The sequence below is a fragment of the Hoeflea phototrophica DFL-43 genome (genome assembly GCF_000154705.2).
GTDB classification, from domain to species: Bacteria; Pseudomonadota; Alphaproteobacteria; order Rhizobiales; family Rhizobiaceae; genus Hoeflea; species Hoeflea phototrophica.
The window spans coordinates 117,729-140,430 of the sequence record NZ_CM002917.1; the positions used below are offsets into that span (position 1 = coordinate 117,729).

Genomic DNA, 22,702 nt, shown 5'->3' on the forward strand with positions numbered 1-22,702 from the left:
TCGGCGCAGATTGGCCAAAAGCTCAACTTATCAACAGATGCTACAAGTTGATCAAAAAAGCAAGAATCCGAACAGGTCAGATGAGTTGCGAGTTGTGCGTCTGGCGCCCAATCGTGTTCTGAACCGGATTAGCGGCAGGCGCGTGCGATGGCGATCTTCCATTCGTTGCGCGCGCCGCGCCGCGCCGTCGCATCGGTGGCGGGATCGAAGATTCGGATCTCTTTGGCTCCGGCCACAATCGGCATTCCAAGCGCCTCGGCAGCCATGCTGGCAACACCGAAAGCGCCGATCTCGGCAATTTCGCGCCGCTCCACCGGTTTGCCGATGAAATCGGCCTGAAGCTGCATCAGGAAGGAATTGGCGGAGGCACCGCCATCGGCGCTCAGCCCGTTGAGCGGGTGGCCGAGATCCTGTTCCATTGCCTCCAACACATCGGTCACCTGGTGCGCGATGGCCTCAAAGGTTGCGCGCGCCAGATGCGCCGGGCGTGATCCCAGCGACAACCCGCTGACCAGACCACGGGCGTCGTCCTGCCAGTGCGGTGCCCCCAGCCCCGCGAGTGCCGGCACGAAACAGACCCCGCCATTGTCGGAAACCTGCAGGGCCAGATCCGAGAGCTCGGCGGGTCCATTGAGCCCAAGCATCTCCGCCATGAAAGCTGCCGCCTGTGCGGACACGGTGATATTGCCTTCAAGCGCATGGGCAGTGTTGCCATCCTGCGTCCAGGCGATGGTGCCCGAGAGGCCGTGGCTTGAGAGGGTGCGTTGCCGGGTCAGGGTCATCAGAGATGATCCTGTTCCGTAGGTCGCTTTGACCTTTCCAGGCCCGCGCACACCATGACCGAACAGCGCTGCATGGCTGTCACCCATCATCGCATGGATCGGGACGCCGGCGGGCAGGGTTGTGGCGCCTTGCGCGGTTTCGCCAAACCGGGCATCGGAGGCCATGGGTGTGGCAAGACAATCAATCGGTGCACCAAAAATCTCACCGAGCCGGGGGCTCCAGGCGAGCCTTTCGGTGTCGAACAGAAGCGTGCGCGAGGCGTTGGAGTGGTCCGTGGCAAACACCGCCCGGCCGGTGAGGTTCCAGAGCAACCAGGAATCGACGGTTCCGGCCCGCAGCCGCCCGACCCGGTGGAGATCTTCAGGCTCGGGGCGGTTCTTGAGAACCCAGGCAAGTTTGGATGCAGGAAACAGGGGGTTGATGCCGAGCCCGGTCAATGTGCTGACCTCATCGGAATGACCGGCTTCAATCAGCGCGGCGCATTCATCAGCCGTGCGCCGGCATTGCCAGATTGGCGCCGGCCCGACTGGCTCGCCGGTTGTTGCGTCCCAGACCACCAGGGTCTCGCGCTGGTTGGATATCCCGATGGCCGCGATTTCGGTTTCGATACCGGCACAGGCGTCGCCAATGACTTGACGCGTGGTGGCCCAGATCTCCGAGGCAGATTGCTCCGCCCATCCCGGATGCGGGTAATCCGTGTGGCAGGATGCTGAAGCGCTTCGTACGACCTCGCCATCCTGCGCAAACACCAGCGCCTTGGTGTTGGTCGTGCCCTGATCGATGGCCAGAACAAACATGGTCAGCCCGTCTTGCGTGCGAGAGCTCGGCGTGAAGCATCAGCGATGCCAATCGGGGTCAGCCCGTTCTGTTCGAACAGCCAGTCCACCGAACCGGTCGTCTGGAAGGTCTTGAAGCCGACCCGTTCTACCGGCACCGGTCGGTTCGACGATGTCAGTTCCGCAACGGCGCCACCAAATCCGCCGCGCACAAGCGCCTCCTCGCAGGTCACGATCGCGCCGGTTTCCTCGGCAGCCGCCAGAACGGCTGCCTCGTCGAGCGGATTGAGTGTGTGGACCGAGAAAACCCGTGCCGAGATGCCGTCACTTGCCAGAGCATCAGCTGCGGCCAATGCAATATGCACGATCGTGCCCGAGGCAAGGATCGTCACATCATCTCCCTTTCGCATCAATCGTGCCGTGCCGGGTGTGAAATCGCGGCGGCCATGAGCATCCGGTCCGAGATCAGGCACCTGCATCCGCGACAGACGCAGATAGACCGGGCCCTCATGCTCTGCCGCCCACCGCACCGCCATCTCCGTTTCCCACGGGTCGGCTGGTGCAATCACCGTCAGCGGCTCAAGCGCGCGAAGCCAGGCAAAATCCTCGATGGAATGATGGGTCGCGCCAAGTTCGCCATAGGCGATGCCGGAGGACTGGCCGACCAGCTTCACATTGTATCCGGAATAGGCAATGTCGGCCTTGATCTGTTCCAACGCCCGGCCGGTCAGAAAACAGGAGGCGGCCGACACGAATGGAATGCGCCCGCCATTGGCCAGCCCGGCGCTGACACCAACCATGTTCTGTTCGGCAATGCCGACATTGACCAGCCGGTCGGCGAAAGCGTTCTGAAAACCGCCCAGATTGGACGAACCGACCGAATCATTGACCACTGCCACGATCCGTTCGTCGTCAGCCGCCAGCGTCTCAAGCGTCGTTGCCCAGGCCTTGCGGCAGTCGAACAGACCTTCCACTTTTTCCACTGCGTTCATCGGCTGAGCTCTTTCATCGCCAGTTCGAATTCGTCGTCATTGGGCACGCCATGGTGCCACTTGGCCTTGTCTTCCATGAAGGAGACGCCCTTGCCCTTGATCGTGTTGGCGATGATGCAGCGCGGACGGCCTTGTGCCGGTGCCGCGTCCAGCGTGTTGAGCAGCTTTGCATGGTCGTGCCCGTCAACCTCGATCACGTCCCAGCCGAATGACCGGTACTTCTCACCCAGCGGATCGAGCGAGACGGTGTCCTCGGTGCGGGCGCCCTGCTGCAGCCGGTTGCGGTCGATGATCAGCGTCAGGTCTTGAAGTTGCTTGTGGCCCGCTGTCATCGCGGCTTCCCAGTTCGATCCTTCCTGCTGCTCGCCGTCTCCGGTAAGCACGAAGGTGCGGTGGGCGGAGCCGGACATCTGGCCGGCAATGGCCATCCCCAAAGCGATTGGGAAGCCATGGCCAAGCGGCCCGGTATTGGCTTCCACGCCCGGAAGATAGTTCCGGTTGGGGTGCCCGTTCAGGCGCGAGCCCGGCCCCATATAGGTTTTGAGCCAGTCCTCGGGAAAATAGCCTGCAGCACACAGCACAGTGTAAAGTGCGCCTGTTGCATGTCCTTTCGACATCACGAAACGATCCCGCTCCGGCCAGTCCGGCTTTACTGGGTCATAGCGCAGCACTCCGAAATAGAGCGTCGCGAGTATATCGGTGGCTGAGAAATCACCGCCGATGTGCCCCAGCTTCTTGCCGTGCACCATCTCCAGCGCCCTGCGGCGCATCCAGTTGGCTTTCTGCCGGATCTGCGGCAGTCGCGTGTCTTCGTCTTCAAGCGGCATCGCCATGCGGTTCCCTCAGAAACGGTTTGGAATGAAAAGCTGCGGCTCGGGATCGCCGCCGTGATGATAGGTTGCCCAGCCGAGATAGCGCGTGACCGCCTCGTTGACGACATCGGCATGTTGGCCCCGGACCATCGCCACGTGATGCTCGAACCCATTCTGGGTGACAAAGCGCATCAGCCGGCGCAAATCCTTGACCCGTGTGACCGCAATCCCGCCATCCATGCCGAATGGGTCATCGGTGAACTCACCTTCGCCCACATAGCATTTGAGCCGGCCTGCATTGTCGTCCGAGGAGAGGCGGAAATAGGTCATGTCGCCTGCTTTCACCTTGCCCTTGACTGCACCAAAGCACTTGCCGCGCCCGATGGTCTCACCAAGCACATCGAGCTCGGAGATTTCAGGTGTGTCGCCGATAAAGCTCTTGGGATAATTGCCGCAATGGGTGCACACGCACATGTCGGGGGAATTGCCGTAATTGTTGTTCCAGTCGAGAATGGCCGCCGGCGCGCCGGACGCGAGTGTGAGCGCATACATCGAAACGGCCCCCATCACATCCACTTCGCAGGCAGACGGCATCAGCTCCTCGCCCATCATCGACATGGTCAGGCAGGTCGCGCAGCCAAAATTGTCCTGCAGCGAACGCCAGCACTGGATCGCCGAGGCGTCACACTCGTTCTCGTCAATCCAGCGGTTGACTGCCAGCGTCCATTTGGCCTGGGTCAACACCTGTTCGGATTTGATGTAAGTCGGGATCGTGCCGTAGGCCTCGATCTTGCGGAGTTTCTCCAGCAATTCAGGGGCGTCGTCGGCGATCTGCCCGGCTGCATGCATCATTTCCGACAGATCGACCGTAACCACCGTTACGCCACTGGTCTGCAGGAGCTTTTCTGAATAGCGCATGGTCTGAAACGGTCCGGTCCGGGCGCCGATGGCGCCGATCCGCGCCCCCTTTAGTCCGCCAACTGTCCGGCAGATGCGCGCGAAACGATCCAGGTCCGCGGCGAATTCATCCGATTCGATATCGACCGTATGGTTGGTCGTTTCGGTGAAAGGGACGCCATACTGCCAGAAATTATTGGAGATCGAGATCTTGCCGCAGAAGGCATCCCGCCGCGAATGAACGTCGACCTTGTCGATCTCGTCATTGCAGGCCTGGAGCAGGATGGGCACATCGAGTTTGGCCCGGCCCACCAGTTCGGCCACGGCAATCTCGTCGCCGAAATTGGGCAGGCAGATGACAATCCCGTCGATCTTGTCCCGATTGGCCGCAAAATGGTCCGCGTAAAGCTTGGCGTCGGAGATTGACTGCACTGCACCATTGTCCGTTGCTTCAAAAGGGAGCGTTACGGCATTGATGCCGAGCCTCTCCATTTGCGCCAGAACGGCATCGCGCGCCTGCTTGCAGGGCGCTGGACTGAAGAACGCCCGGCTGCCGATAACGACGCCGAGTGATACCGGCCGGTTGACTGTGCGATCCATGGTTTTCTCCCCCCAAAGATTGCGAAAACTTTCGATATTTTTTGAATATATAGTTTGTCGATCTGTGGCAACCCCCAGCTCTGCTCTTATGGACTGAGATACCCCAATACATGGAGTTGATGCTTAATTTAGGGCTTTGTAATGAAAATAAACAAAATTAAACAAAAAAATATGTTGACAAACCGCAGCAAAATATGACGATTTCAAGCGATCGCGCAGGGAGAGAGCGCGTTCTTGTCAATCTGGGAGGAGACATAATGTCGAAACTGACTTTGAAGCGTCGTACGTTCCTTGGGAGCGTCGCGGTTGCAGCCGTTGTTGCCGCCAAGCCGGCTTGGGCCCAATCAAAGGGCACGATCGCAATCATCACGCCAAGCCATGACAATCCGTTCTTCAAGGCAGAAGCCGATGGTGCCGACGCCAAGGCTAAGGAGCTTGGCTACGACACCGTAATTCTCGTGCACGATGATGACCCGAACAAGCAATCACAGCAGTTCGACACGGTGATTGCCCAGGGCGTTGTCGCCATCATTCTCGACAATGCCGGTGCGGACGCATCCGTTGCGGCGGTCCAACGCGCCAAGGATGCGGGCATCCCGTCGTTCCTCATCGACCGTGAAATCACCGCCACCGGCGTTGCCGTGTCGCAGATTGTGTCGAACAACTATCAGGGCGCCCAGCTCGGTGCTGAGGAATTCGTGGTCCAGATGGGCGAAAGCGGCAAATATGCCGAGCTTCTGGGCAAGGAATCCGACACCAATGCCGGCATTCGCAGCCAGGGCTATCACGATGTGATCGATCAGTTCACGGACCTTGAGATGGTCGCTCAGCAGACCGCCAACTGGTCGCAGACCGAGGCTTTCTCGGTGATGGAATCGATGTTGCAGGCAAACCCGGACATAAAGGGTGTGATCTCTGGCAACGACACCATGGCGATGGGCGCGATGGCCGCACTGGAAGCCGCGGGCCGCAGCGATGTGATTGTCGTCGGCTTCGATGGCTCCAACGATGTGCGGGACTCGATCCTCGCCGGCGGCATAAAGGCCACCGTGCTTCAGCCAGCCTATCAGCAGGCCCAGCTTGCTGTGGAGCAGGCCGACAAGTTCCTGACCGCAGGATCGACAGGGCTTGATGAAAAGCAGCTGATGGATTGTGTCCTCATCACCGCCGACAATGCGGGCCAGCTCGACAATTTCCAGCTGAGCTAACCTCCCCGGGGAGCCTGAGCCCTGGGCGTCAGGCTCCCTGGTGATCTTGAAGGCGTGCGTGCATGAAACAGGCGATTCCTGTCATTCTCATTTTGTGCCTTGCGGCCCTTCCGGGCTGCAAGATCATTCATGAGAGTGAAAAGACGGAAGTGGTATCGGTAGGGCCTGAGGGTGATGCTGCTCGCAATCAGGCACGTCTCGAAGAGACATTCGACAGCCAGCTTCTGCCATTGATAACGACCGGACCGCTCGATGTTGCCGGGCTTCGCGCCGCACTTGCCTCGGACGGGCTCGAAGCCGCAGGCTCTGCCCATGGCAACCAGGGATCCGGCCGGGGGGCAGCCTGGAACTTCCCCGTTCAGGGCGACGGCATCATCGTCGCAGCCAAACTCGACACCAGCGCGCGCACCGTGTCCGTCGATGTCGATAAAGACGGGGTGGGCGATGTCACCGTGCAATTGGGGCCGGTGATCCGCGGCACTGCATTGCGGGATGTCGCGCCTTTCTACAATTTTGATGATTTCCGCGATCAGATCGAGTTCGCCAAACTGGCCCGTGCCATCAATGACCGGATCAAGCCGCTGCTCAAGGTGCCGGACGGCGATCTCGTCGGCATGACCATGTCCTTTGTCGGCGTGACGCCTCTCAAGTCTCCTCAGGAGACCATGGTTGTTACGCCCGTTGAGATGAGTTTCGCGAAATGAGCGAAGATCACCCAATCGGGCTGTCTATCCGCGGGGCCGTCAAGGTCTATCCCGGCACCCGCGCGCTCAAGGGTGTGGATTTCGATATCCGCATGGGCGCCGTGAACGTGCTTGTCGGCGAGAATGGCGCGGGCAAATCCACCCTGATGAAAATCATCGCCGGCGTTGAGGAACTGAACGAGGGCGAGATCCTGCTCAATGGAGAGGCAGTCACCTTCCGCTCCAAGGATGATGCGGTCCGCGCGGGCATCGGAATTGTTTTCCAGGAGCTCAATCTCTTCGCCGAGATGACGGTGGCCGAGAATGTCTTCATCGGCCGGGAGCGGGCCCGCATGGGCATCGACATCGATGGCGACGCCGAAACCGAGCAGACGTCGCTTCTGATGAAGCGCCTGGAGCAGACAATTGCACCCGATACGGTGCTGGGCCATCTCAGGATCGGCCAGCAGCAAATCGTGGAGATTGCCAAGGCGCTGGCACAGGACGTCAACATTCTCATCCTCGACGAGCCCACATCGGCGCTGTCCGCGCATGAAGTTGATGTCCTGTTCCGGGTTATCGAGGACCTCAAGCGCCAGGGCGTCGGGATCGTCTACATCTCACACAGGCTCGAGGAACTGATCCGCGTCGGTGATTACATCACCGTCCTCAGGGATGGTGAAATCACCGGTGCGCGATCGATGCAGGGCGTGGACATCCCCTGGATCGTTCACGCCATGATCGGCGACAAGTCGAAGGATTTCGCCTCCGCCACAAATCACGAGTTCGGCGTTGAAGCCTTTCGCGCCGAAGATGTCTGCCTGCCGCGGCCCGGCGGCGGCTTCATTGTCGACCACCTGTCGCTCTCCGTTCGCGCCGGAGAGGTTCTGGGGCTCTACGGTCTTATGGGGGCTGGCCGGACCGAGTTTCTCGAATGCGTCATGGCCCAGCACCATGGCTCGACAGGACGTTACTACGTCTACGCAGAGGAGCTGCGCTCGCACAGTGTCGCCGGACGCATCAGCAAGGGGATTGCCCTGGTCCCCGAGGACCGCAAGCGCGATGGGCTGGTGCAGATCATGTCGATCCGCGAGAACCTGACACTGTCCTCGATCCGCCGGATTGCACGCCTGTTTCATCTTGACCCGGTCCGCGAGGTCAAGAAGGCCGCTGAATACATCAAGCGCCTGACGATCAAGGTCTCGAACCCTGAAAATCCGGTCTCGTCACTGTCGGGCGGCAATCAGCAAAAGGTCGTCATTGGCAAGGCCCTCATGACGGAACCCCGCGTTCTGCTGATGGATGAGCCGTCCCGCGGCATCGACATCGGTGCCAAGGCGGAGATCTACCGGTTGATCCGCAAGCTTGCCTCAGAAGGTCTGGCGATTCTCTTCGTCACCTCCGACCTCGAAGAAGTGATGGCGCTCGCCGACCGGATCGCTGTCATGGCTGACGGGCGCAAGACCGGGGAGTTTCCCAACACAGCCCGTGCCGCCGACATCATTGCAGCTGCCACGCCAAGAAAACAAAAGGACACCGCCGCATGAGCGAGATGATCACCGCTGCGCCGCGCCCGGCTGCGCGCCCCAACTTTCTTCTGCTTGTGCTGGAGATGCGCACCTATCTCGCCTTGCTGCTCGTCTTTGCCTATTTTGCGATCATGGCGCCGAACTTCCTGTCGGTTGACAACGCGGTGCTGATTTCCAAGCATGTCGCCATCAATGCCTTCCTGGCGATCGGCATGACCTTCGTGATCATCACCGGCGGGATCGATCTGTCCGTTGGCTCGGTTGTTGGCCTTACCGGCATGGTCGCGGGCTATCTGGTGCTCAACGGCATTTACATTGGTGGCGGCTACACGGTCTATTTCAACACCATCGAGATCGTTGCCATCGTCTGCTGTGTGGGGATCTTCGTTGGCTGGATCAACGGGATCCTGATCACGCGATTGAAAGTCGCGCCTTTCATTGCCACTCTCGGCACGCTTTATGTGGCCCGCGGCGTCTCGCTGCTGCTCTCGGACGGCCGCACTTTCCCCAATCTCAACGGCAACCCGGAATACGGATCCGATACGTTTCCGATGATCGGATCGGGCACTGTGTTTGGCCTGCCGGTGATGATCTGGGCGCTGATCGGCGTCACCCTGCTGGCAATCTACATCTCCAGGCGTACGCCGCTCGGCCGCCACATCTATGCCACCGGCGGCAATGAACGCAGTGCCGCGCTCTCGGGTGTGAATGTCGATCGCACCAAGCTGTTCGTTTACATGTTTTCCGGGCTTATGGCCGCGATCGTCGGAATCATCATCGCTTCCCAGCTCAAGGCCAGCCATCCGGCCACGGGTGAGTTCTTCGAACTCAATGCCATTGCAGCCGCAGTCCTGGGCGGCACATCGATGGCTGGTGGTCGCGGACGGATCTGGGGAACCATCGTTGGCGCCTTCGTCATCGGCATCCTCGCCGACGGTTTGATCATGATGGGCGTGTCGTCATTCTGGCAGATGGTGATCAAGGGCCTGGTGATCATTGCCGCAGTTGTGATTGACCAGTTCCAAAGTCGGCTCCAGTCGCGTATTGCTTTGGCTCAGGAAACGGAAGGCGGGCGCTAGCCCGCAGGCAAGAGGCTTGGACTGATTGGCAGATGCGCGGAAGAAAGCGGTAAAGGATCAGGGGGCGTCGGGAACGTTGACAGGCATGCTCTCGACTGTGCGGCGCAAGAGGATCATTGACTGGATCGAAGAAGAGGGGTCTGCGCGGGTGCGCGATCTCGCAGCTGCTTTCGAGGTCACCGAGGCCACCATCCGGCAGGACCTCGAACGGCTGGAAAAGGCAGGCCAGGTTACCCGTGAACATGGCGGAGCCTTTCTGAATTCCGTGCCCAGCCAGGTCGCTTCTCATGCACTCCACCACCGTATCGAGATGGACCGGAAGCAGAAGATTGGTGCGCTCGCAGCCTCACTGGTTGCGGACAACGAAACCATCATTCTCGATGCGGGCACGACGACGACGGAAGTTGCCACCCGGCTGACCGTTCGCAAGAATCTCACCGTCATCACCAATGCGCTCAACATCGCCATGGTTCTCGGCTCGGTTCCTGGGTTTTCCGTTCACATGCCGGGCGGCGAGTTCAAACCGCCGACCTTGTCTCTCACAGGGGACAAGTCGGTCGATTATTTCCGTGACATCCTCGCGGGGAAACTGTTTCTCGCCACGGCTGGCGTGGATGTCGAACTCGGGCTTACCTATCCAAGCTTTGCCGACCTACAGCTCAAGCAGGCGATGATCCGGGCGGCTCAACATGTCTATCTTGTCGCCGATGCGTCCAAGATCAACAAGCCTTCCTTTACCCGCTTGGGCGATCTGGATCTGGTGCAGACCTTCATCACCGATGACGGAATCTCGGACAAGGATGCCAAGTCTATCGAAGCGCGCGGCATTGAGCTTCTGATTGCGCGCTGAGGCGCGACCCCAAACCTGCGGAGAAGACCAGACATGACCGTCACGATCTACGGCATCAAGAATTGCGACACCATGAAGAAAGCGCGGAAATGGCTTGCCGATCAGGGCATCGAAGCCGTCTTTCATGACTACAAGAGCGCCGGTATTGACGCGGCGCATCTTGAGCGCTGGTGCGTGGAGGCCGGTTGGGAAACGGTTCTCAACCGTGCGGGCACCACTTTCCGCAAGCTCGATGAGGCCGAAAAGCAGGATCTCGATCAGACCAAGGCGATCCGTCTGATGCTGGCCCAGCCATCAATGATCAAGCGCCCGGTGATCGAGGCGGGTGATCGCGTGCTTGTCGGATTTAAGCCGGAGCTATACGCTCAATTCTTTGGTTGAAGTCGCGGTTATCTGCCTAGAACCTGCCTGCGTGAACGCCGCGCGCCTGTCGCTCAAGAACCGGGAGTAAAGCACTTCATGCCCACGCGCCGTCAGATAGTGGCCGGTTTGGCCATGACCGCCGCGGCCCCGCGCCTTGCTCGAGGCAATCGCAATCCAGATGTTGTTGTCATTGGAGCCGGTATGGCAGGGCTTGCTGCCGCCAGAGATCTCATGGCCCGGGGCATGTCGGTGCATATTCTCGAGGCGCGCGACCGTATTGGCGGGCGGGTCTTCACCAACCGCGACGTGCCGGGCTGGCCGGTGGACATGGGCGCCAGCTGGATTCACGGCATTGACGGCAATCCGCTCACAAGGCTTGCAGATCAGGGTGGACTTGCGCGGATTGAAACCAGCTGGGAACCGCGACCGACATTCGGACCCGGTGGTGTCCGTATCGATCTCGATGATGCAAGCGAGCTTGCCGGAAAGCTGCTGGAAGCCGGCCGTGACCGCGTCGAAGATCGTGACTATGATGTTTCCCTCGCAGATGCGGTACAGGGAACAGCTGGCTGGCGCGGGCTCAAGCCCGGCGACCGGAGGCTGATGCGCCATTTCGCCAACAGCGACATCGAGCATGAATTTGCAGCGGACTGGAACGATCTGTCAGCCTGGTACTATGACGACAGCGGCGCGTATGATGGACCCGATGTCATCTTCCCCGATGGCTACGGAGACCTGGCAACCTATCTTGCGAAGGGCCCTTCGATCACCACCGGGGAAATTGTCACGGGCCTCCAGCGCCGTGGCGACACCGTCAAGATCATCACGCAGTCGGATACCACGTACCAGGCATCCCATGTCATTCTCACCGTCCCGCTTGGCGTGTTCAAGGCTGGCAGAATTGCATTCAGCCATCCCCTTGAGCGGAGCCGGACCAAGGCTATTGATTCCATCGGCATGGGACTCCTCAACAAATGCTGGCTGCGCTTCGAGCGGACCTTCTGGCCCCACAACACCGACGCCTTCGGCTTCGTTGGAGAGCTTGACGGGCACTGGGCGGAATGGTTTTCGTTGAGCCGGGCGACCGGAGAGCCAACACTGCTTGGTTTCAACGCCGGCACCGCTGCCCGGGAGATCGAGAAACTGGATGACCTTGAGACTGTCGAAAGGGCGATGGAGGTTCTGCGGTCAATCTTTGGCTCCGGCATTCCGGATCCCGTTACATGGAAAATCAGCCGCTGGAATTCCGACCCCTTCGCCCTGGGCTCATACTCATTTACAGCCGTGGGAAGCGACCGCGGCTCACGTCGAGCATTGGCTGGAGCGGATTGGGATGGGCGGCTTTTGTTTGCCGGCGAAGCAACCCATGAAGAACATCCTGCAACGGTGCATGGCGCCTATCTGTCGGGACAGGAAGCCGCCAGGTTGATTGCCGGTTAGCGGGCAGTCAGCCTCCGCAAAATTATCTTTGCTGGTTTTCCCGCCGAGTGACGAATGCGATCTTTGTGCTTGACGCTCAGAACAGGCTGCCCTGGCCGGGTTCGGGCGTCTTGTTTGCTTTGGTGCGTGTCTGCTTCTTCGGCTTGGATGACGGTGCTTCTGCCCCCGTTCCATTGACGAGAGCGGAGACTTCGCCGTCAGCGAATTCGACGCCGATCATTTCGCCCGATTGGACCTGCTCCGCACGTGACAGCAGCTTCCGGTCCTGATTGCGGACCACTGCATAGCCGCGTCCAAGAACGCTCTGATAGGACAGCGACTTGAGCATTCTGGCCTGCGCGCCCAGCGCTCGCTTGTGTTGCCCGATGAGCTGCGTCAGCGCGGTTTCACCACGTCGTCCCAGTCCGGTCAGCCTTTCGCGTGCGTGGGTTTGGGTTTCGGTAATCCGCCGCGGGACGGCCGAGAGGACCAGAGCGTGGCGCTCTAGGCCTGTCCTGAGCACCTCCACACGGCGCTCCAGTGACCGGTCGGCACGTGTCGCCCTGTCGCGCAACACCTGACGCTTTTCCCGAATGGCAGAGACCAGTGCAATCGGTGTGATGCGGGCCGCTTGTCGTTCGAAACCGCGCCGGCGGTTTGCGGTGTTGAGCTGAAGCGCCTGCCCAAGCCCCTGCCCGGACCGGTCAAGCCTTTGCCGCGGCAAGGCCAGAACGCTGTCGAGCGTGGGGAGCGCACGGGTCAATCCGCGAACCGCCTCGCGCCGCCTGTCGAGCATGCGTGATTGCGCCGATTTGAGTCGCGCGGCGAGACCTGCAAGATGCGCTTCAAGATCCGCCTTGACCGGCACCGCCATCTCCGCGGCTCCTGTCGGCGTCGGCGCGCGCCGGTCGCTGGCGTGATCGATCAATGTCCAGTCGGTCTCGTGCCCGACAGCCGAGATCAGCGGAATGTCCGACTCCGCTGCGGCACGAACCACTGCTTCATCATTGAAACCCCAGAGGTCCTCAAGGCTGCCGCCGCCGCGTGCGACAATGATCAGATCCGGACGCTTGATTCGGCCACCCGGCGCGAGCGCATTGAAGCCGGTGATGGCGTTCGCCACCTCATTGCCCGATGTGTCGCCCTGAACCCGCACCGGCCAGACGATCACATGGACCGGAAACCGGTCCTCGATCCGGTGCAGGATATCGCGAATCACCGCCCCTGTGGGTGAGGTCACGACTCCGATCACCAACGGCATGTATGGCAACAGCTGCTTGCGCGCTTCGTCAAACAGCCCCTCGGCGGCGAGCTTGCACCGGCGTTCTTCGATCAGCGCCATCAGGGCGCCTGCGCCAGCAGGTTCGATCGATTCGATCACGATCTGATATTTCGAAGACCCGGCATAGGTGGTGATCTTCCCGGTGGCGATTACCTCCAACCCTTCTTCCGGCCGGTGCTTGAGCCGGGAGAAAACACCCTTCCAGATTACGGCTTCGATCCGTGCGCGATCATCCTTCAGTGAAAAATAGGCATGCCCCGAGGAATGCGGGCCACGGTAGCCTGAAATCTCGCCACGCACCCGGACATTGCCGAAGGCATCCTCCACCGTGCGGCGGATCGAGCCTGACAGTTCGCTGACCGTAAACTCGGCAGCATTTGTTGGCGAATCATCAAGAAGCGAAGACATGCCCGATTCGGCATCATGCAGCGCCGCCCGTCAAGTTCTGCCAGCATATCTTGTGACGACCAATGCGGCATACGGGCAACAGTGTGTCCACGAGAAATTCCAAGCGACATCTGTGCGTGCCGGGTGTAACCGTTCAAATCAACGGGCTGTTTCTCTTATGCAGGACAGCACGGTCACATGCAGAAGTGAGGGGCCATGAAAACTGAGATCGAAACCATCCCCGGCGAAACACCCGGCATCGCCTATGAGCTGATCGTCCACCACCTGAGCGGCTCCGATCCAGCTGCTCCGCGCGTCTATATTCAGTCCGCGCTCCATGCTGACGAGCGCCCCGGCGTTGCTGTCATGCACTATCTCATTCCTATGCTTGAACATGCTGAAGCCGAAGGCCGTCTTCTGGGATCACTGACCCTGGTGCCGCACGCCAATCCCATCGGCGCGGCACAACATCTCTTCAGCAATCATATGGGCCGGTTTTCCGGCGCCACCCGGGTCAATTTCAACCGTGATTTTCCGGTTCCCGGCAAGGACGGCGTCCGGCATCTGGATAACGCGTCCTCGGCCACCTTCGCCGAGCGCCGCCTCAAGAGCCGCTTGCTTGAGCTTGCCGATGGATGCCCGATTGTTCTTGATCTGCATTGCGACGATGAGGGCGTCCAATATCTCTATGTACCGGAAATTCTGTGGCCGGAAATGTCTGATCTCGCCGCCTGTCTCGATGCCGAGGCCGCGCTGCTATGGGACAAGGGCTCGGACCGTGCCTTTGAAGAGGCTGCGTTCGAACAGATGCGGGCGAGCGCTGCGGACGGTGATCTGTCTGGTCATTGTGTGACAACGGTTGAACTGCGCGGGCAGATTGATGTCGATGCCCAGACCGGGTTGAAGGATGCCGAGGGGATTTATCGTTTCTTGCAGGCCCGCGGCGTGGTTGCAGGTGATGCTGCTGCGCCAGATCTGCGCGGCGGATTTGTCGGCAAGCCGATCCGCCATGTCGACATGATCGAGGCGCCGGCAGGCGGCACCATCCTGTTTCATGCCAAACCCGGCGACCGGGTCGAGGCCGGTCAACTCATTGCGGAGATTGTGGTCAATCCCGGTTTCAAGGATGGTTGCGTTGAAGTGCGGGCACCCCAGGGTGGATTTGTCCTCACCCGGCGGGCGCGTCGCTTCATCCGTATGGGCGACAACCTGTTCAAGATCATCGGTGATGAAGCCTTGGTGGCTGGCTATGAGGGCGCACTGGAGGACTGATTGCCAGACTGATTGCCAGACTGATTGCAAGTCTTCGCGGTTGCTCAGCGGTGTCCATAATAAAGCGACACCGAGTGCTCGGCTTCCGCGAAAAACAGCCAGCGTTCGGCCAGCAGTCCGGCCAGCATCGAAAGCGCTGCAAGTATGTTGAGGATCGCCGGAGCGCCGCTCAGCGCCACGAGGGCAAGGATCGCCACCGGCACGACGCCGCCCAACACAAGAGCGACCCGGCGTAGCGAGCGGGCATGCTTGCGGCCGATCTTGTGAACCATTTCGCGGGTCAGGTAGTTGTCGCCGCTGTGCGGCTTTTCGAGAAGCCTAACCTTTCCGATGAAACCCAGCCCGGTGGCGGTTTCCGGGGTTGATCCGGTGTCCGCGAGCCGCGTCCGGGCAGCCCGTGTCCACCAGAGCCACTTCGCGCCCCAGGCCAGCCCCACCAGCAGGATGCCCCAGGGTTCCGGCGATTGAAAACTGCCGAAAGCCGAAGCAAGCAGCCAGCCCGAGCCCAGTGCGAAGGCGAGATAGACCAATGGCGTGAGCGCGCTTTGCCATTGCGGCACGGTCTTCAACTGGGCGTAGATCATCGAGGTGGTGAACACGGTTGCCGCCGCACCCACCGCAATGACAAGCCCAAGCACGTCAAGCCGGACCCCGATCACCATCCAGTAGAGGGCGTAAATACCAAACAGGACAAGTGTTGCGATCGCGCAGATCCCTTCGCGCGACAGCCAGCTCGAACGCCATTGGCTGAGCGCCCGCCAGGCCCGTTCAGGGTGGCCGAGGTGAAAGGTCGAAGACAGAAGACCGGCCACAGCCAGACCGCCGCCTGCAAGCGAGATCAGGAACGCCCGGCCGGCTCCGCCACTCACCGGGAAGCCGAGGCCTAGAAGGAAAATCAGGCCGAATCCCGCACCCGAGGCGACCGTGAAAAAAATGACAGAGACAGCAGGATGCATGGGATTATCCGAGTTTCTCGAGTGCGGCATCAAGCCAGCCAAGAAAGCCGCCTTCAGCTTTCGGCAAATCTGCGGCGACTGCCGCCAAAGGTGCAGTTTGCGAGCGTGTCTTGGGTCGTGGCGGCAGATATCTGTTGACCGGGCTCGTGCCCATCTCCGGCATCAGTTCAACGCCGCCGCGCTCCACGACCAGCAAGGACACGTCCGACTGGGGATCGTTGAAATCCCCGAAATGCCGCGCGTTGGAAGGGCAGGTCCGCACGCAGGCAGGAATTCTGTCTTCCTCGGCCAAGGTGTCGCTGTAGATCCGGTCCACGCACAATGTGCATTTCTTCATCACGTTTTCGACCGGATCCATCTCGCGCGCGCCGTAGGGACAGGCCCAGGCGCACAGACCGCAGCCGATGCACATGTCTTCGGTGACCAGCACAATGCCATCTTCGGACCGCTTGTGGCTGGCGCCCGTCGGGCAGACGGTCACGCAAGGTGCATCATCGCAATGCAGGCAGGATTTGGGGAAATGAACGATCTGCGCCGGCGCGTCTGCAGGTGTGACTTCGAATGTATGGATCCGGTTGAGCCAGGCCCCGGATGGATCCGCGCCATAGGCATCGACATCACCAAGCGGTGAAGCACCCGCGCCGGTGTTCCATTCCTTGCAATTGACCGCGCAGGCATGGCAGCCGACGCAGGTGTCGAGATCGATCACCAGTCCAAGGCGTTTTTCGGTTGTCTGCGGAAGCGTGGTCATTCGGCAGTCTCCCGCCCGAAGGCCACCTGGCCGGGACCAGACCCAACCGGGCTTCCTTGCGCACCATGTGACGGTTGGCTGTGAATGCCCGACTGATCCGGATCGCGGCGGATTGAAACCCGCAAATCAAACCAGGCGGCCTGGCCGGTGATTGGATCGGAATTGGCCCAGCGACGGCCGTCACCCTTTGGCGGCAGCAACTCATCGATCAGATGGTTGAGCAGAAACCCTCGGGTGGTCTCCGGCGCATCCTTGCCGAGCGCCCAGGCGCCTGCACGTTTGCCGATTGCGTTCCAGGTCCACAGCGTCGAACCGTTGACCGCATCCATGCGCCGCACCTGAACCCGGATTTCGCCGGATGGTGAATTGACCAGGGCCCAGTCACCATCGGTTAGCTTCTCCCTGTCACAGACATCGCCGGGCACATAGAGCGCGTTCTCGCCATGGATCTGCCTGAGCCAGGCATTCTGGGATCCCCAGGAATGGTACATCGCAGCAGGGCGTTGGGTGATCGCATGTAGCGGATAGGCATCTGGCTCAAGCCCGTCCTCGTAGAACGGCGGATACCAGCAGGGCAACGGATCAAAGCAGCGCTGGATTCGTGCGCGATGATGTTCGGGCGGCGACGGCTTGATCTTGCCTTCGGCGGCCAGCTGAAACTTGCGCAACGGCTCGAGATAGAGCTGGAAGATGTTTTCGACCGGCCCGTCCTGCAGTCCGTTTGCGATCGCCCAGTCGCTCCAGGCCCGGTTGGCGTGCTTGAAGAATTGCGCCTCTTCCGGCACATGCACCATCGAAAACCCGCCATTCTCGATGTAGCGTTTGAGCTGGTCCGGATTGGGTTCGCCACGTCCGGTCTTGTCGCCATTCTCACCCCGCCATCCGGATAAGGGTCCGACCCCCGGCTTGCGTTGGTGATTGACGATGTAGTCGGCGTAGTCCTTGTAGATCGCTTCGCCCGCCTCATTGACCATGCCGGGCAGTTTCAGCCGCGCGCCAAGATCGAGCAGCACGCTTTGAAACCCGCGCACGTCGCGGTCGGGCTCGACAACCGGCCAACGGATCGAATCGCACAGCGCTTCAGGTTCACTGATCGGACGGTCGAGCAGCGAGATGCAGTCGTGGCGCTCGAGATAGGTGGTGTCAGGCAGAATCAGATCGGCGAAAGCCACCATTTCTGAGGAATAGGCGTCCGAATAGATGATCTTGGGGATCACGTAATCGCCATTCTCATCGGTGTCGGTAAGCATGTCCATCACCGATGTGGTGTTCATCGACGAGTTCCAGGCCATGTTGGCCATGTAGAGAAACAGGACGTCTATGCCATAGGGATCGCGCGCATGGGCATTCGAGATTACCATGTGCATCAACCCGTGCGCCGACAGTGGCGCATCCCAGGAAAACGCCTTGTCGATGCGCTGTGCAGTCTCGCCATCGGCTTCGAGCAGCAGATCTTCCGGCCCCCGCGGATAGCCCAGATGCGGCCCTGCCAGCGCCGCGTCAGCACAGGCGCCGCCATGGGGCCGGGGCTGACCGGCGACCGGCCTCGGATAGGGTGGCTTGAAACGAAAACCACCGGGACAATCGACGGAGCCAAGCAGGATCTGCAGGAGATGAAGCGCCCTGCAGGTCTGAAAGCCGTTGGAATGAGCGGAGATCCCGCGCATGGCGTGAAACGCCACCGGGCGGCCGATCATCCGCTCATGGCGCTCACCCTTCATGTCGGTCCACGGGCGCTCGATAACAATTTCGCGCTTGAACGCGGCATCGGCGATTTCGCTGGCAATCCGGGTGACGGTGTCAGCGTCGATCCCTGTCTGCTCCGCAACGGCTGCAGGCGCATATTTCGGATCGAGATAGGCTTTCGCCAGCAACTCGAACACCGGCGTTGCCTTGCGACCGTCAGGCAACGTGAACTGGCCCTTCATCGCCGGCTTTATGCCAGCTTCAGAGGAGGTGACGATCGCCCCGGTCTTGCGATCAGCCACCAGCGCCACGCCCTGCTCGTCACGGGCAAACAATCCGTGGTCGGAAGCATCGGGGTCGTCAATTACCAGCCAGGGCGCATTGGTGTAGCGGATTAGGTAGTCGACATCGATCTGCCCGGTGCGCATCAGCTCATGCACCAGGGCCAGGATCAGCAAACCGTCGGTGCCCGGCGTGATCCCGAGCCATTCATCGGCAATCGCGTTGTAGCCGGTGCGAACTGGATTGACGCCAATGACCTTGACGCCGCGCGCCTTGAGACGCCCCAGTCCCATCTTGATCGGGTTGGAATCATGGTCTTCGGCAACGCCGAAAATCATGAACAGCTCGGTGCGCTCCCAGTCCGGCGCGCCGAACTCCCAGAACGCGCCGCCCATGGTGTAGATGCCGGCCGCAGCCATGTTGACCGAGCAGAAACCGCCATGCGCAGCGTAGTTGGGAGTCCCGTATTGCTGCGCCCACCAGCCGGTCATCGACTGGCTCTGGTCACGCCCGGTGAAGAAGGCGAGCTTGCGCGGATCAGTGCTGCGCACCTTCCCAAGCCATTGTGTGGCCAGACCCAGCGCCTCGTCCCATTCGATTTCCTTGAATTTGCCCTCGCCGCGCTTTCCGGTGCGCAACAGCGGCTTTTTCAGCCGTGCCGGAGAGTAGTGTTGCATGATCCCGGCCGATCCCTTGGCGCAAAGCACGCCCTTGTTGATCGGGTGGTCCCGGTTGCCCTCGATGTAGTGAACCTTCTCGCCCTTCATGTGGACGTTGATCCCGCAGCGGCAGGCGCACATGTAGCATGTGGTCTTGCGAATCTCGGTTTTGCCGTCGCCGGCATCCTCCGCCCGGCTGATATGGTTCATGCGCTCCCCCGCCTCCGCGACGCCCGTCTTGACGGTTGTGCCACGGCCTTTGTGTGCCATTGCTGGCGATCCGGCAGACAAAGCCGTGACCCTCTGCAAACGGACCCCGCGGCCCCACAAATGTCAAGGCTGGGAGCTAGCGCCAGTTCGACATCTTCTAAGGCCAGTTTGAAGCCAGCCAATGGCTACTGAAAGGAGAGGGGTGAGCACATGGCGCTCTTGGCTTATCTCCGTGAACAATGACACACATGAAGGAATACAGGGTGCGCCTGACCTGACGTCACCGGTCCGATCTCGGCCGATCTGACTTCCGGATGTGATCAATCAGCGTCAGCGACGCGGGGCCTGCAATAAAGCCCGTGCAACACATCGAGCACTGCCGAGACTTCCTGGCCCTTGAGCGAGTAGTAGATGGTTTGTGCATCGCGCCTCGTGTTGACCAGGTCAGCGTCACGCAGTTTACGCAGATGATGCGACATCGCCGGTTGCGAAAGGCCGGCCATGTCCGCAAGCTTCAAAACACTCTGCTCGCCATCGAGCAAAATGCAAAGAATGCGCAAGCGAACCGGTTGTGACAGCATCTCCATCAGCTTTGCCGCTTCGTTCATGCGCGGCTCCATTTCGAGCATATCAAGGGCGTCCGGCATTGATCCGTGTTCCTTTCGCAAACATTAATAAACTCTTATATAAATGATTTTGGACGTATTTTCAATCGATAACCCTGCGGGTGCTGTCCCGCGCGATCAGCTCCACATCCAGGATGTTGGGTTTGGAGCTGCGGTCATCAGGTGCCCCGATATGGCGGATGATGATTTCCGCAGCGGCAAGTCCCAGCGCCGTGCGCGGCTGATGGACTGTTGTCAGGGCAGGGATGAACCGTCGTGCAATATCGATGTCATCGAATCCGACGACGGAAACGTCCTCCGGCGTCGAGATGCCAAGGCGGGTCAACTCCGAGATGAAGCCGAACGCCATCTGGTCTGACTGGCAGAACATGGCGCTGGGCCGGTTGGGCAGGCCCAGCCATGCGGCAGCCGCTTTGGCGCCGGCCTCAATGGAAAAATCACCGTCAAACACATGCGCAGGATCAAGCGCAAGATTGCGTGCTGCCATCTCGGCAGCAACTCCCTGGCTGCGCGTCCCGGTCAGGACATTGTCCCGGGGGCCGCTGATCATTCCGATAGACCGGTGGCCGAGATCGGTCAGATGCGCGATCGCTAGCCGCGCGCCGCGCTCGTTGTTGACCCGGACAGAGGGAAAGCGGTCGGCTGGCGTCCATTCGCAAGCGAAGATGATCGGCGGGGCGTCGGGGCCTGACAGTGTTGCGGAGAGAACGGTGTCGGGCAGTGAGCCGTCAAGTGCGATAATACCGTCAGCACGGGTGGCATGCAGATAGTTCAAGAGCAGTTGTGGCTTCAGATGCGCCTGCCGTGTGTCGACCACCAACATGTTGAGATCGGACTTCGACAACCCTTCCTCAATGCCTGACAGGATCCGGGAGAAAAACGGATTGCCCAGATCAGGCACCATCACGACTATGGCCCCTGTCCGCTGCCGCCTCAGATTGCGGGCAGAAAGATTGACCCGGTAGCCGCTTTCCTGCGCCGCCGCGAGAACCGCGTTGCGTGTTGATTCAGCTACTGTATCGGGCTTGCTGAGCGCGCGGCTCACGGTTGCGGTCGAGACACCTGCAAGCTTTGCGACATCGGTGATTCTCGGCGCCCGCTTCTGCATGTGGCGTTCAAGTCCTTATCATTCCGTGTGACGCTGATCGCGCCGAGGGAATTACCACTTGACTCCAAAACCCATCGCGGTCAACCTTCATGTAATCGATTGCAGCGCAACATGTCAGCAAAATGTAATCGATTGCAAATGCCGGTCTGGCTGTTGTGAGGATCCAGTCTGGTTTTTGTAAGAACAATGGTTCCCGGAGCGTTGCGCCAAGCAGGCGAAGCCCGGGTGGAGGAACAATCCTGGGAGGGAAAGTGATGGATATTTACAATACAATTCTTGCTGGTGCTTCGGTGCTGGCGCTGACTGCTTCGGCTCAGGCCACAGAACTTGAAGTCACGCATTGGTGGACGTCCGGCGGTGAAGCCGCGGCCGTTGCCGAATTCGCCAAGGCGTTTGATGCCACGGGCAACAAATGGGTCGACGGCGCCATCGCCGGTGGCGGCGGCACCGCACGCCCGATCATGATCAGCCGCATCACCGGCGGTGATCCGATGGCTGCAACGCAGTTCAACCACGGCCAGCAGGCGCTGGAACTGGTCGAGGCTGGCCTGATGCTGGACCTGACCGATGTGGCCGAAGCCGAGGGGTGGAAAGATGTGATCTTCCCGCAGTCCCTTCTCGACTCCTGCACGGTGGATGGCCGCATTTACTGCGCGCCCGTCAACATCCACTCGCCGGAGTGGCTGTGGCTGTCCAACAAGGCGTTTGAGGAAGCAGGCGTGCCGGTGCCCACCAACTGGGGCGAGTTCGTCGCCGCCGCCCCCGCGCTTGAAGCTGCCGGCAAGATACCGTTGGCGCTCGGCAACCAGCCCTGGCAGTCCAACCTCGCCTTCGGCGCGATGCAGATTGCTGTCGCAGGTCTTGATACGTGGAAGGCCGTCAACGTCGACAAGAACATGGATGTCGCCGCCGGGCCGGAATATGCAAAGGTTTTCGAGGCGGCTGCCAACGCGCGCAAGCTCGCAGCAAAATCGACCGTTCAGGACTGGAACCAGGCGACAAACCTCGTCATCACCGATCAGGCTGGCGGTCAGATCATGGGCGACTGGGCCCAGGGCGAATTCGCTGTTGCTGGCAAGGTTGCCGGCCAGGATTACACCTGCCTGCCGGGCCTCGGCGTGAACGCGTATCTCTCGACTGGTGGCGATGCCTTCTACTTCCCGAAGATCGACGATCCGGAAATCGAGAAGGCACAGAAGGAACTCGCCGCTATGATGGTCTCCAAGCAAGTCCAGGTGGCCTTCAACCTGAAAAAAGGATCGCTCCCGATCCGCGGAGATGTCGATCTTGCTGCGGCCAATGACTGCATGAAAAAGGGTCTCGAGATCCTTGCCAGTGGCAATCTGGTGCCGACCGGTGACATGGTCTGGTCGCCGGATATCGTCAAGCAGAATGAAGACCTGATGGTCGAGTTCTGGAAGACCGACATGGCGCCGGAAGATGCGCACGCCCAGTGGGTTAACAACCTCAAAAGCGGCAGCTGAGCCTCTCA

19 protein-coding genes are annotated in these 22,702 nt (G+C 60.4%); 9 read left to right on the forward strand and 10 right to left on the reverse strand.

What is annotated here, in order from left to right:
• Positions 1-128: 128 nt before the first annotated feature.
• From HPDFL43_RS00530 to HPDFL43_RS00545, 4 genes are read right to left on the reverse strand one after another with little or no spacing between them, the layout of a single operon-like run.
• Positions 129-1,580 (reverse strand): FGGY-family carbohydrate kinase, encoded by a 1,452-nt coding sequence (locus HPDFL43_RS00530; RefSeq protein WP_007199591.1) that lies wholly within the window; start codon positions 1,578-1,580, stop codon positions 129-131.
• A gap of 2 nt (positions 1,581-1,582) precedes the next feature.
• Entirely contained in the window at positions 1,583-2,551 is a 969-nt protein-coding gene (locus HPDFL43_RS00535; RefSeq protein WP_007199592.1) for a transketolase family protein, read from the reverse strand.
• Entirely contained in the window at positions 2,548-3,384 is an 837-nt protein-coding gene (locus HPDFL43_RS00540) for a transketolase (RefSeq protein WP_007199593.1), read from the reverse strand. The genes HPDFL43_RS00535 and HPDFL43_RS00540 overlap by 4 nt, the downstream gene beginning before the upstream one ends.
• A gap of 9 nt (positions 3,385-3,393) precedes the next feature.
• Entirely contained in the window at positions 3,394-4,860 is a 1,467-nt protein-coding gene (locus tag HPDFL43_RS00545; protein ID WP_007199594.1) for an L-fucose/L-arabinose isomerase family protein, read from the reverse strand.
• 257 nt (positions 4,861-5,117) lie between these two features.
• Between HPDFL43_RS00545 and HPDFL43_RS00550 the strand changes: the two genes are divergently transcribed.
• The 7 genes from HPDFL43_RS00550 to HPDFL43_RS00580 all read left to right on the forward strand — a co-directional run bounded on the left by HPDFL43_RS00550 (position 5,118) and on the right by HPDFL43_RS00580 (position 12,012).
• Entirely contained in the window at positions 5,118-6,068 is a 951-nt protein-coding gene (locus HPDFL43_RS00550) for a D-ribose ABC transporter substrate-binding protein (RefSeq protein WP_007199595.1), read from the forward strand.
• Between the two features lie 62 nt (positions 6,069-6,130).
• Entirely contained in the window at positions 6,131-6,772 is a 642-nt protein-coding gene (locus HPDFL43_RS00555) for a DUF2291 family protein (RefSeq protein ID WP_007199596.1), read from the forward strand.
• Positions 6,769-8,298: a sugar ABC transporter ATP-binding protein gene (locus HPDFL43_RS00560; protein WP_007199597.1), complete on the forward strand. Its 1,530-nt coding sequence runs from the start codon at positions 6,769-6,771 to the stop codon at positions 8,296-8,298. Before HPDFL43_RS00555 ends, HPDFL43_RS00560 begins: the two co-directional genes overlap by 4 nt.
• Positions 8,295-9,359: an ABC transporter permease gene (locus tag HPDFL43_RS00565; RefSeq protein ID WP_007199598.1), complete on the forward strand. Its 1,065-nt coding sequence runs from the start codon at positions 8,295-8,297 to the stop codon at positions 9,357-9,359. The genes HPDFL43_RS00560 and HPDFL43_RS00565 overlap by 4 nt, the downstream gene beginning before the upstream one ends.
• An 85-nt stretch (positions 9,360-9,444) precedes the next feature.
• Complete coding sequence (locus HPDFL43_RS00570; RefSeq protein WP_007199599.1) at positions 9,445-10,209, forward strand: DeoR/GlpR family DNA-binding transcription regulator; 765 nt, start codon at positions 9,445-9,447, stop codon at positions 10,207-10,209.
• Positions 10,210-10,242: 33 nt separating this feature from the next.
• On the forward strand, positions 10,243-10,590 hold the full coding sequence (locus HPDFL43_RS00575) for an ArsC family reductase (RefSeq protein ID WP_007199600.1): 348 nt from the start codon (positions 10,243-10,245) through the stop codon (positions 10,588-10,590).
• A gap of 114 nt (positions 10,591-10,704) precedes the next feature.
• On the forward strand, positions 10,705-12,012 hold the full coding sequence (locus HPDFL43_RS00580) for a flavin monoamine oxidase family protein (protein ID WP_007199601.1): 1,308 nt from the start codon (positions 10,705-10,707) through the stop codon (positions 12,010-12,012).
• A gap of 76 nt (positions 12,013-12,088) precedes the next feature.
• Here HPDFL43_RS00580 and xseA read toward each other — a convergent pair whose 3' ends face one another.
• A complete protein-coding gene (gene xseA, locus HPDFL43_RS00585) occupies positions 12,089-13,681 on the reverse strand; it encodes an exodeoxyribonuclease VII large subunit (protein WP_007199602.1) in 1,593 nt (530 codons plus the stop codon).
• A 195-nt stretch (positions 13,682-13,876) separates the two neighbouring features.
• Here xseA and HPDFL43_RS00590 point away from each other — a divergent pair, with 195 nt between their 5' ends.
• Positions 13,877-14,932, forward strand: a complete 1,056-nt coding sequence (locus HPDFL43_RS00590; protein WP_007199603.1) for a succinylglutamate desuccinylase/aspartoacylase domain-containing protein — start codon at positions 13,877-13,879, stop codon at positions 14,930-14,932.
• A 44-nt stretch (positions 14,933-14,976) separates the two neighbouring features.
• On the opposite strand, the gene HPDFL43_RS00595 is transcribed toward HPDFL43_RS00590, so the two are convergent.
• From HPDFL43_RS00595 to HPDFL43_RS00615, 5 genes are all read right to left on the reverse strand, one after another.
• Entirely contained in the window at positions 14,977-15,888 is a 912-nt protein-coding gene (locus tag HPDFL43_RS00595) for a dimethyl sulfoxide reductase anchor subunit family protein (protein WP_007199604.1), read from the reverse strand.
• Positions 15,889-15,892: 4 nt separating this feature from the next.
• On the reverse strand, positions 15,893-16,639 hold the full coding sequence (locus HPDFL43_RS00600) for a 4Fe-4S dicluster domain-containing protein (RefSeq protein ID WP_007199605.1): 747 nt from the start codon (positions 16,637-16,639) through the stop codon (positions 15,893-15,895).
• Positions 16,636-19,476, reverse strand: a complete 2,841-nt coding sequence (locus HPDFL43_RS00605; RefSeq protein WP_040449448.1) for a molybdopterin oxidoreductase family protein — start codon at positions 19,474-19,476, stop codon at positions 16,636-16,638. The genes HPDFL43_RS00600 and HPDFL43_RS00605 overlap by 4 nt, the downstream gene beginning before the upstream one ends.
• Before the next feature lie 320 nt (positions 19,477-19,796).
• On the reverse strand, positions 19,797-20,123 hold the full coding sequence (locus HPDFL43_RS00610; protein ID WP_007199607.1) for an ArsR/SmtB family transcription factor: 327 nt from the start codon (positions 20,121-20,123) through the stop codon (positions 19,797-19,799).
• Between the two features lie 61 nt (positions 20,124-20,184).
• The gene (locus HPDFL43_RS00615; protein ID WP_007199608.1) at positions 20,185-21,210 is read right to left on the reverse strand and encodes a LacI family DNA-binding transcriptional regulator; all 1,026 of its coding nucleotides are present in this window, start codon (positions 21,208-21,210) and stop codon (positions 20,185-20,187) included.
• Positions 21,211-21,464: 254 nt separating this feature from the next.
• Between HPDFL43_RS00615 and HPDFL43_RS00620 the strand changes: the two genes are divergently transcribed.
• A complete protein-coding gene (locus tag HPDFL43_RS00620) occupies positions 21,465-22,694 on the forward strand; it encodes an ABC transporter substrate-binding protein (protein ID WP_007199609.1) in 1,230 nt (409 codons plus the stop codon).
• Positions 22,695-22,702: the final 8 nt, after the last annotated feature.

Excerpts from the sequence above, each read along its gene's own strand:
- HPDFL43_RS00530 (WP_007199591.1), bottom strand. The coding sequence starts at position 1,580 with ATGTTTGTTCTGGCCATCGATCAGGGCACGACCAACACCAAGGCGCTG.
- HPDFL43_RS00535 (WP_007199592.1), bottom strand. The coding sequence starts at position 2,551 with ATGAACGCAGTGGAAAAAGTGGAAGGTCTGTTCGACTGCCGCAAGGCC.
- HPDFL43_RS00540 (WP_007199593.1), bottom strand. The coding sequence starts at position 3,384 with ATGGCGATGCCGCTTGAAGACGAAGACACGCGACTGCCGCAGATCCGG.
- HPDFL43_RS00545 (WP_007199594.1), bottom strand. The coding sequence starts at position 4,860 with ATGGATCGCACAGTCAACCGGCCGGTATCACTCGGCGTCGTTATCGGC.
- HPDFL43_RS00550 (WP_007199595.1), top strand. The coding sequence starts at position 5,118 with ATGTCGAAACTGACTTTGAAGCGTCGTACGTTCCTTGGGAGCGTCGCG.
- HPDFL43_RS00555 (WP_007199596.1), top strand. The coding sequence starts at position 6,131 with ATGAAACAGGCGATTCCTGTCATTCTCATTTTGTGCCTTGCGGCCCTT.
- HPDFL43_RS00560 (WP_007199597.1), top strand. The coding sequence starts at position 6,769 with ATGAGCGAAGATCACCCAATCGGGCTGTCTATCCGCGGGGCCGTCAAG.
- HPDFL43_RS00565 (WP_007199598.1), top strand. The coding sequence starts at position 8,295 with ATGAGCGAGATGATCACCGCTGCGCCGCGCCCGGCTGCGCGCCCCAAC.
- HPDFL43_RS00570 (WP_007199599.1), top strand. The coding sequence starts at position 9,445 with ATGCTCTCGACTGTGCGGCGCAAGAGGATCATTGACTGGATCGAAGAA.
- HPDFL43_RS00575 (WP_007199600.1), top strand. The coding sequence starts at position 10,243 with ATGACCGTCACGATCTACGGCATCAAGAATTGCGACACCATGAAGAAA.
- HPDFL43_RS00580 (WP_007199601.1), top strand. The coding sequence starts at position 10,705 with ATGACCGCCGCGGCCCCGCGCCTTGCTCGAGGCAATCGCAATCCAGAT.
- xseA (WP_007199602.1), bottom strand. The coding sequence starts at position 13,681 with ATGTCTTCGCTTCTTGATGATTCGCCAACAAATGCTGCCGAGTTTACG.
- HPDFL43_RS00590 (WP_007199603.1), top strand. The coding sequence starts at position 13,877 with ATGAAAACTGAGATCGAAACCATCCCCGGCGAAACACCCGGCATCGCC.
- HPDFL43_RS00595 (WP_007199604.1), bottom strand. The coding sequence starts at position 15,888 with ATGCATCCTGCTGTCTCTGTCATTTTTTTCACGGTCGCCTCGGGTGCG.
- HPDFL43_RS00600 (WP_007199605.1), bottom strand. The coding sequence starts at position 16,639 with ATGACCACGCTTCCGCAGACAACCGAAAAACGCCTTGGACTGGTGATC.
- HPDFL43_RS00605 (WP_040449448.1), bottom strand. The coding sequence starts at position 19,476 with ATGAACCATATCAGCCGGGCGGAGGATGCCGGCGACGGCAAAACCGAG.
- HPDFL43_RS00610 (WP_007199607.1), bottom strand. The coding sequence starts at position 20,123 with ATGCCGGACGCCCTTGATATGCTCGAAATGGAGCCGCGCATGAACGAA.
- HPDFL43_RS00615 (WP_007199608.1), bottom strand. The coding sequence starts at position 21,210 with ATGCAGAAGCGGGCGCCGAGAATCACCGATGTCGCAAAGCTTGCAGGT.
- HPDFL43_RS00620 (WP_007199609.1), top strand. The coding sequence starts at position 21,465 with ATGGATATTTACAATACAATTCTTGCTGGTGCTTCGGTGCTGGCGCTG.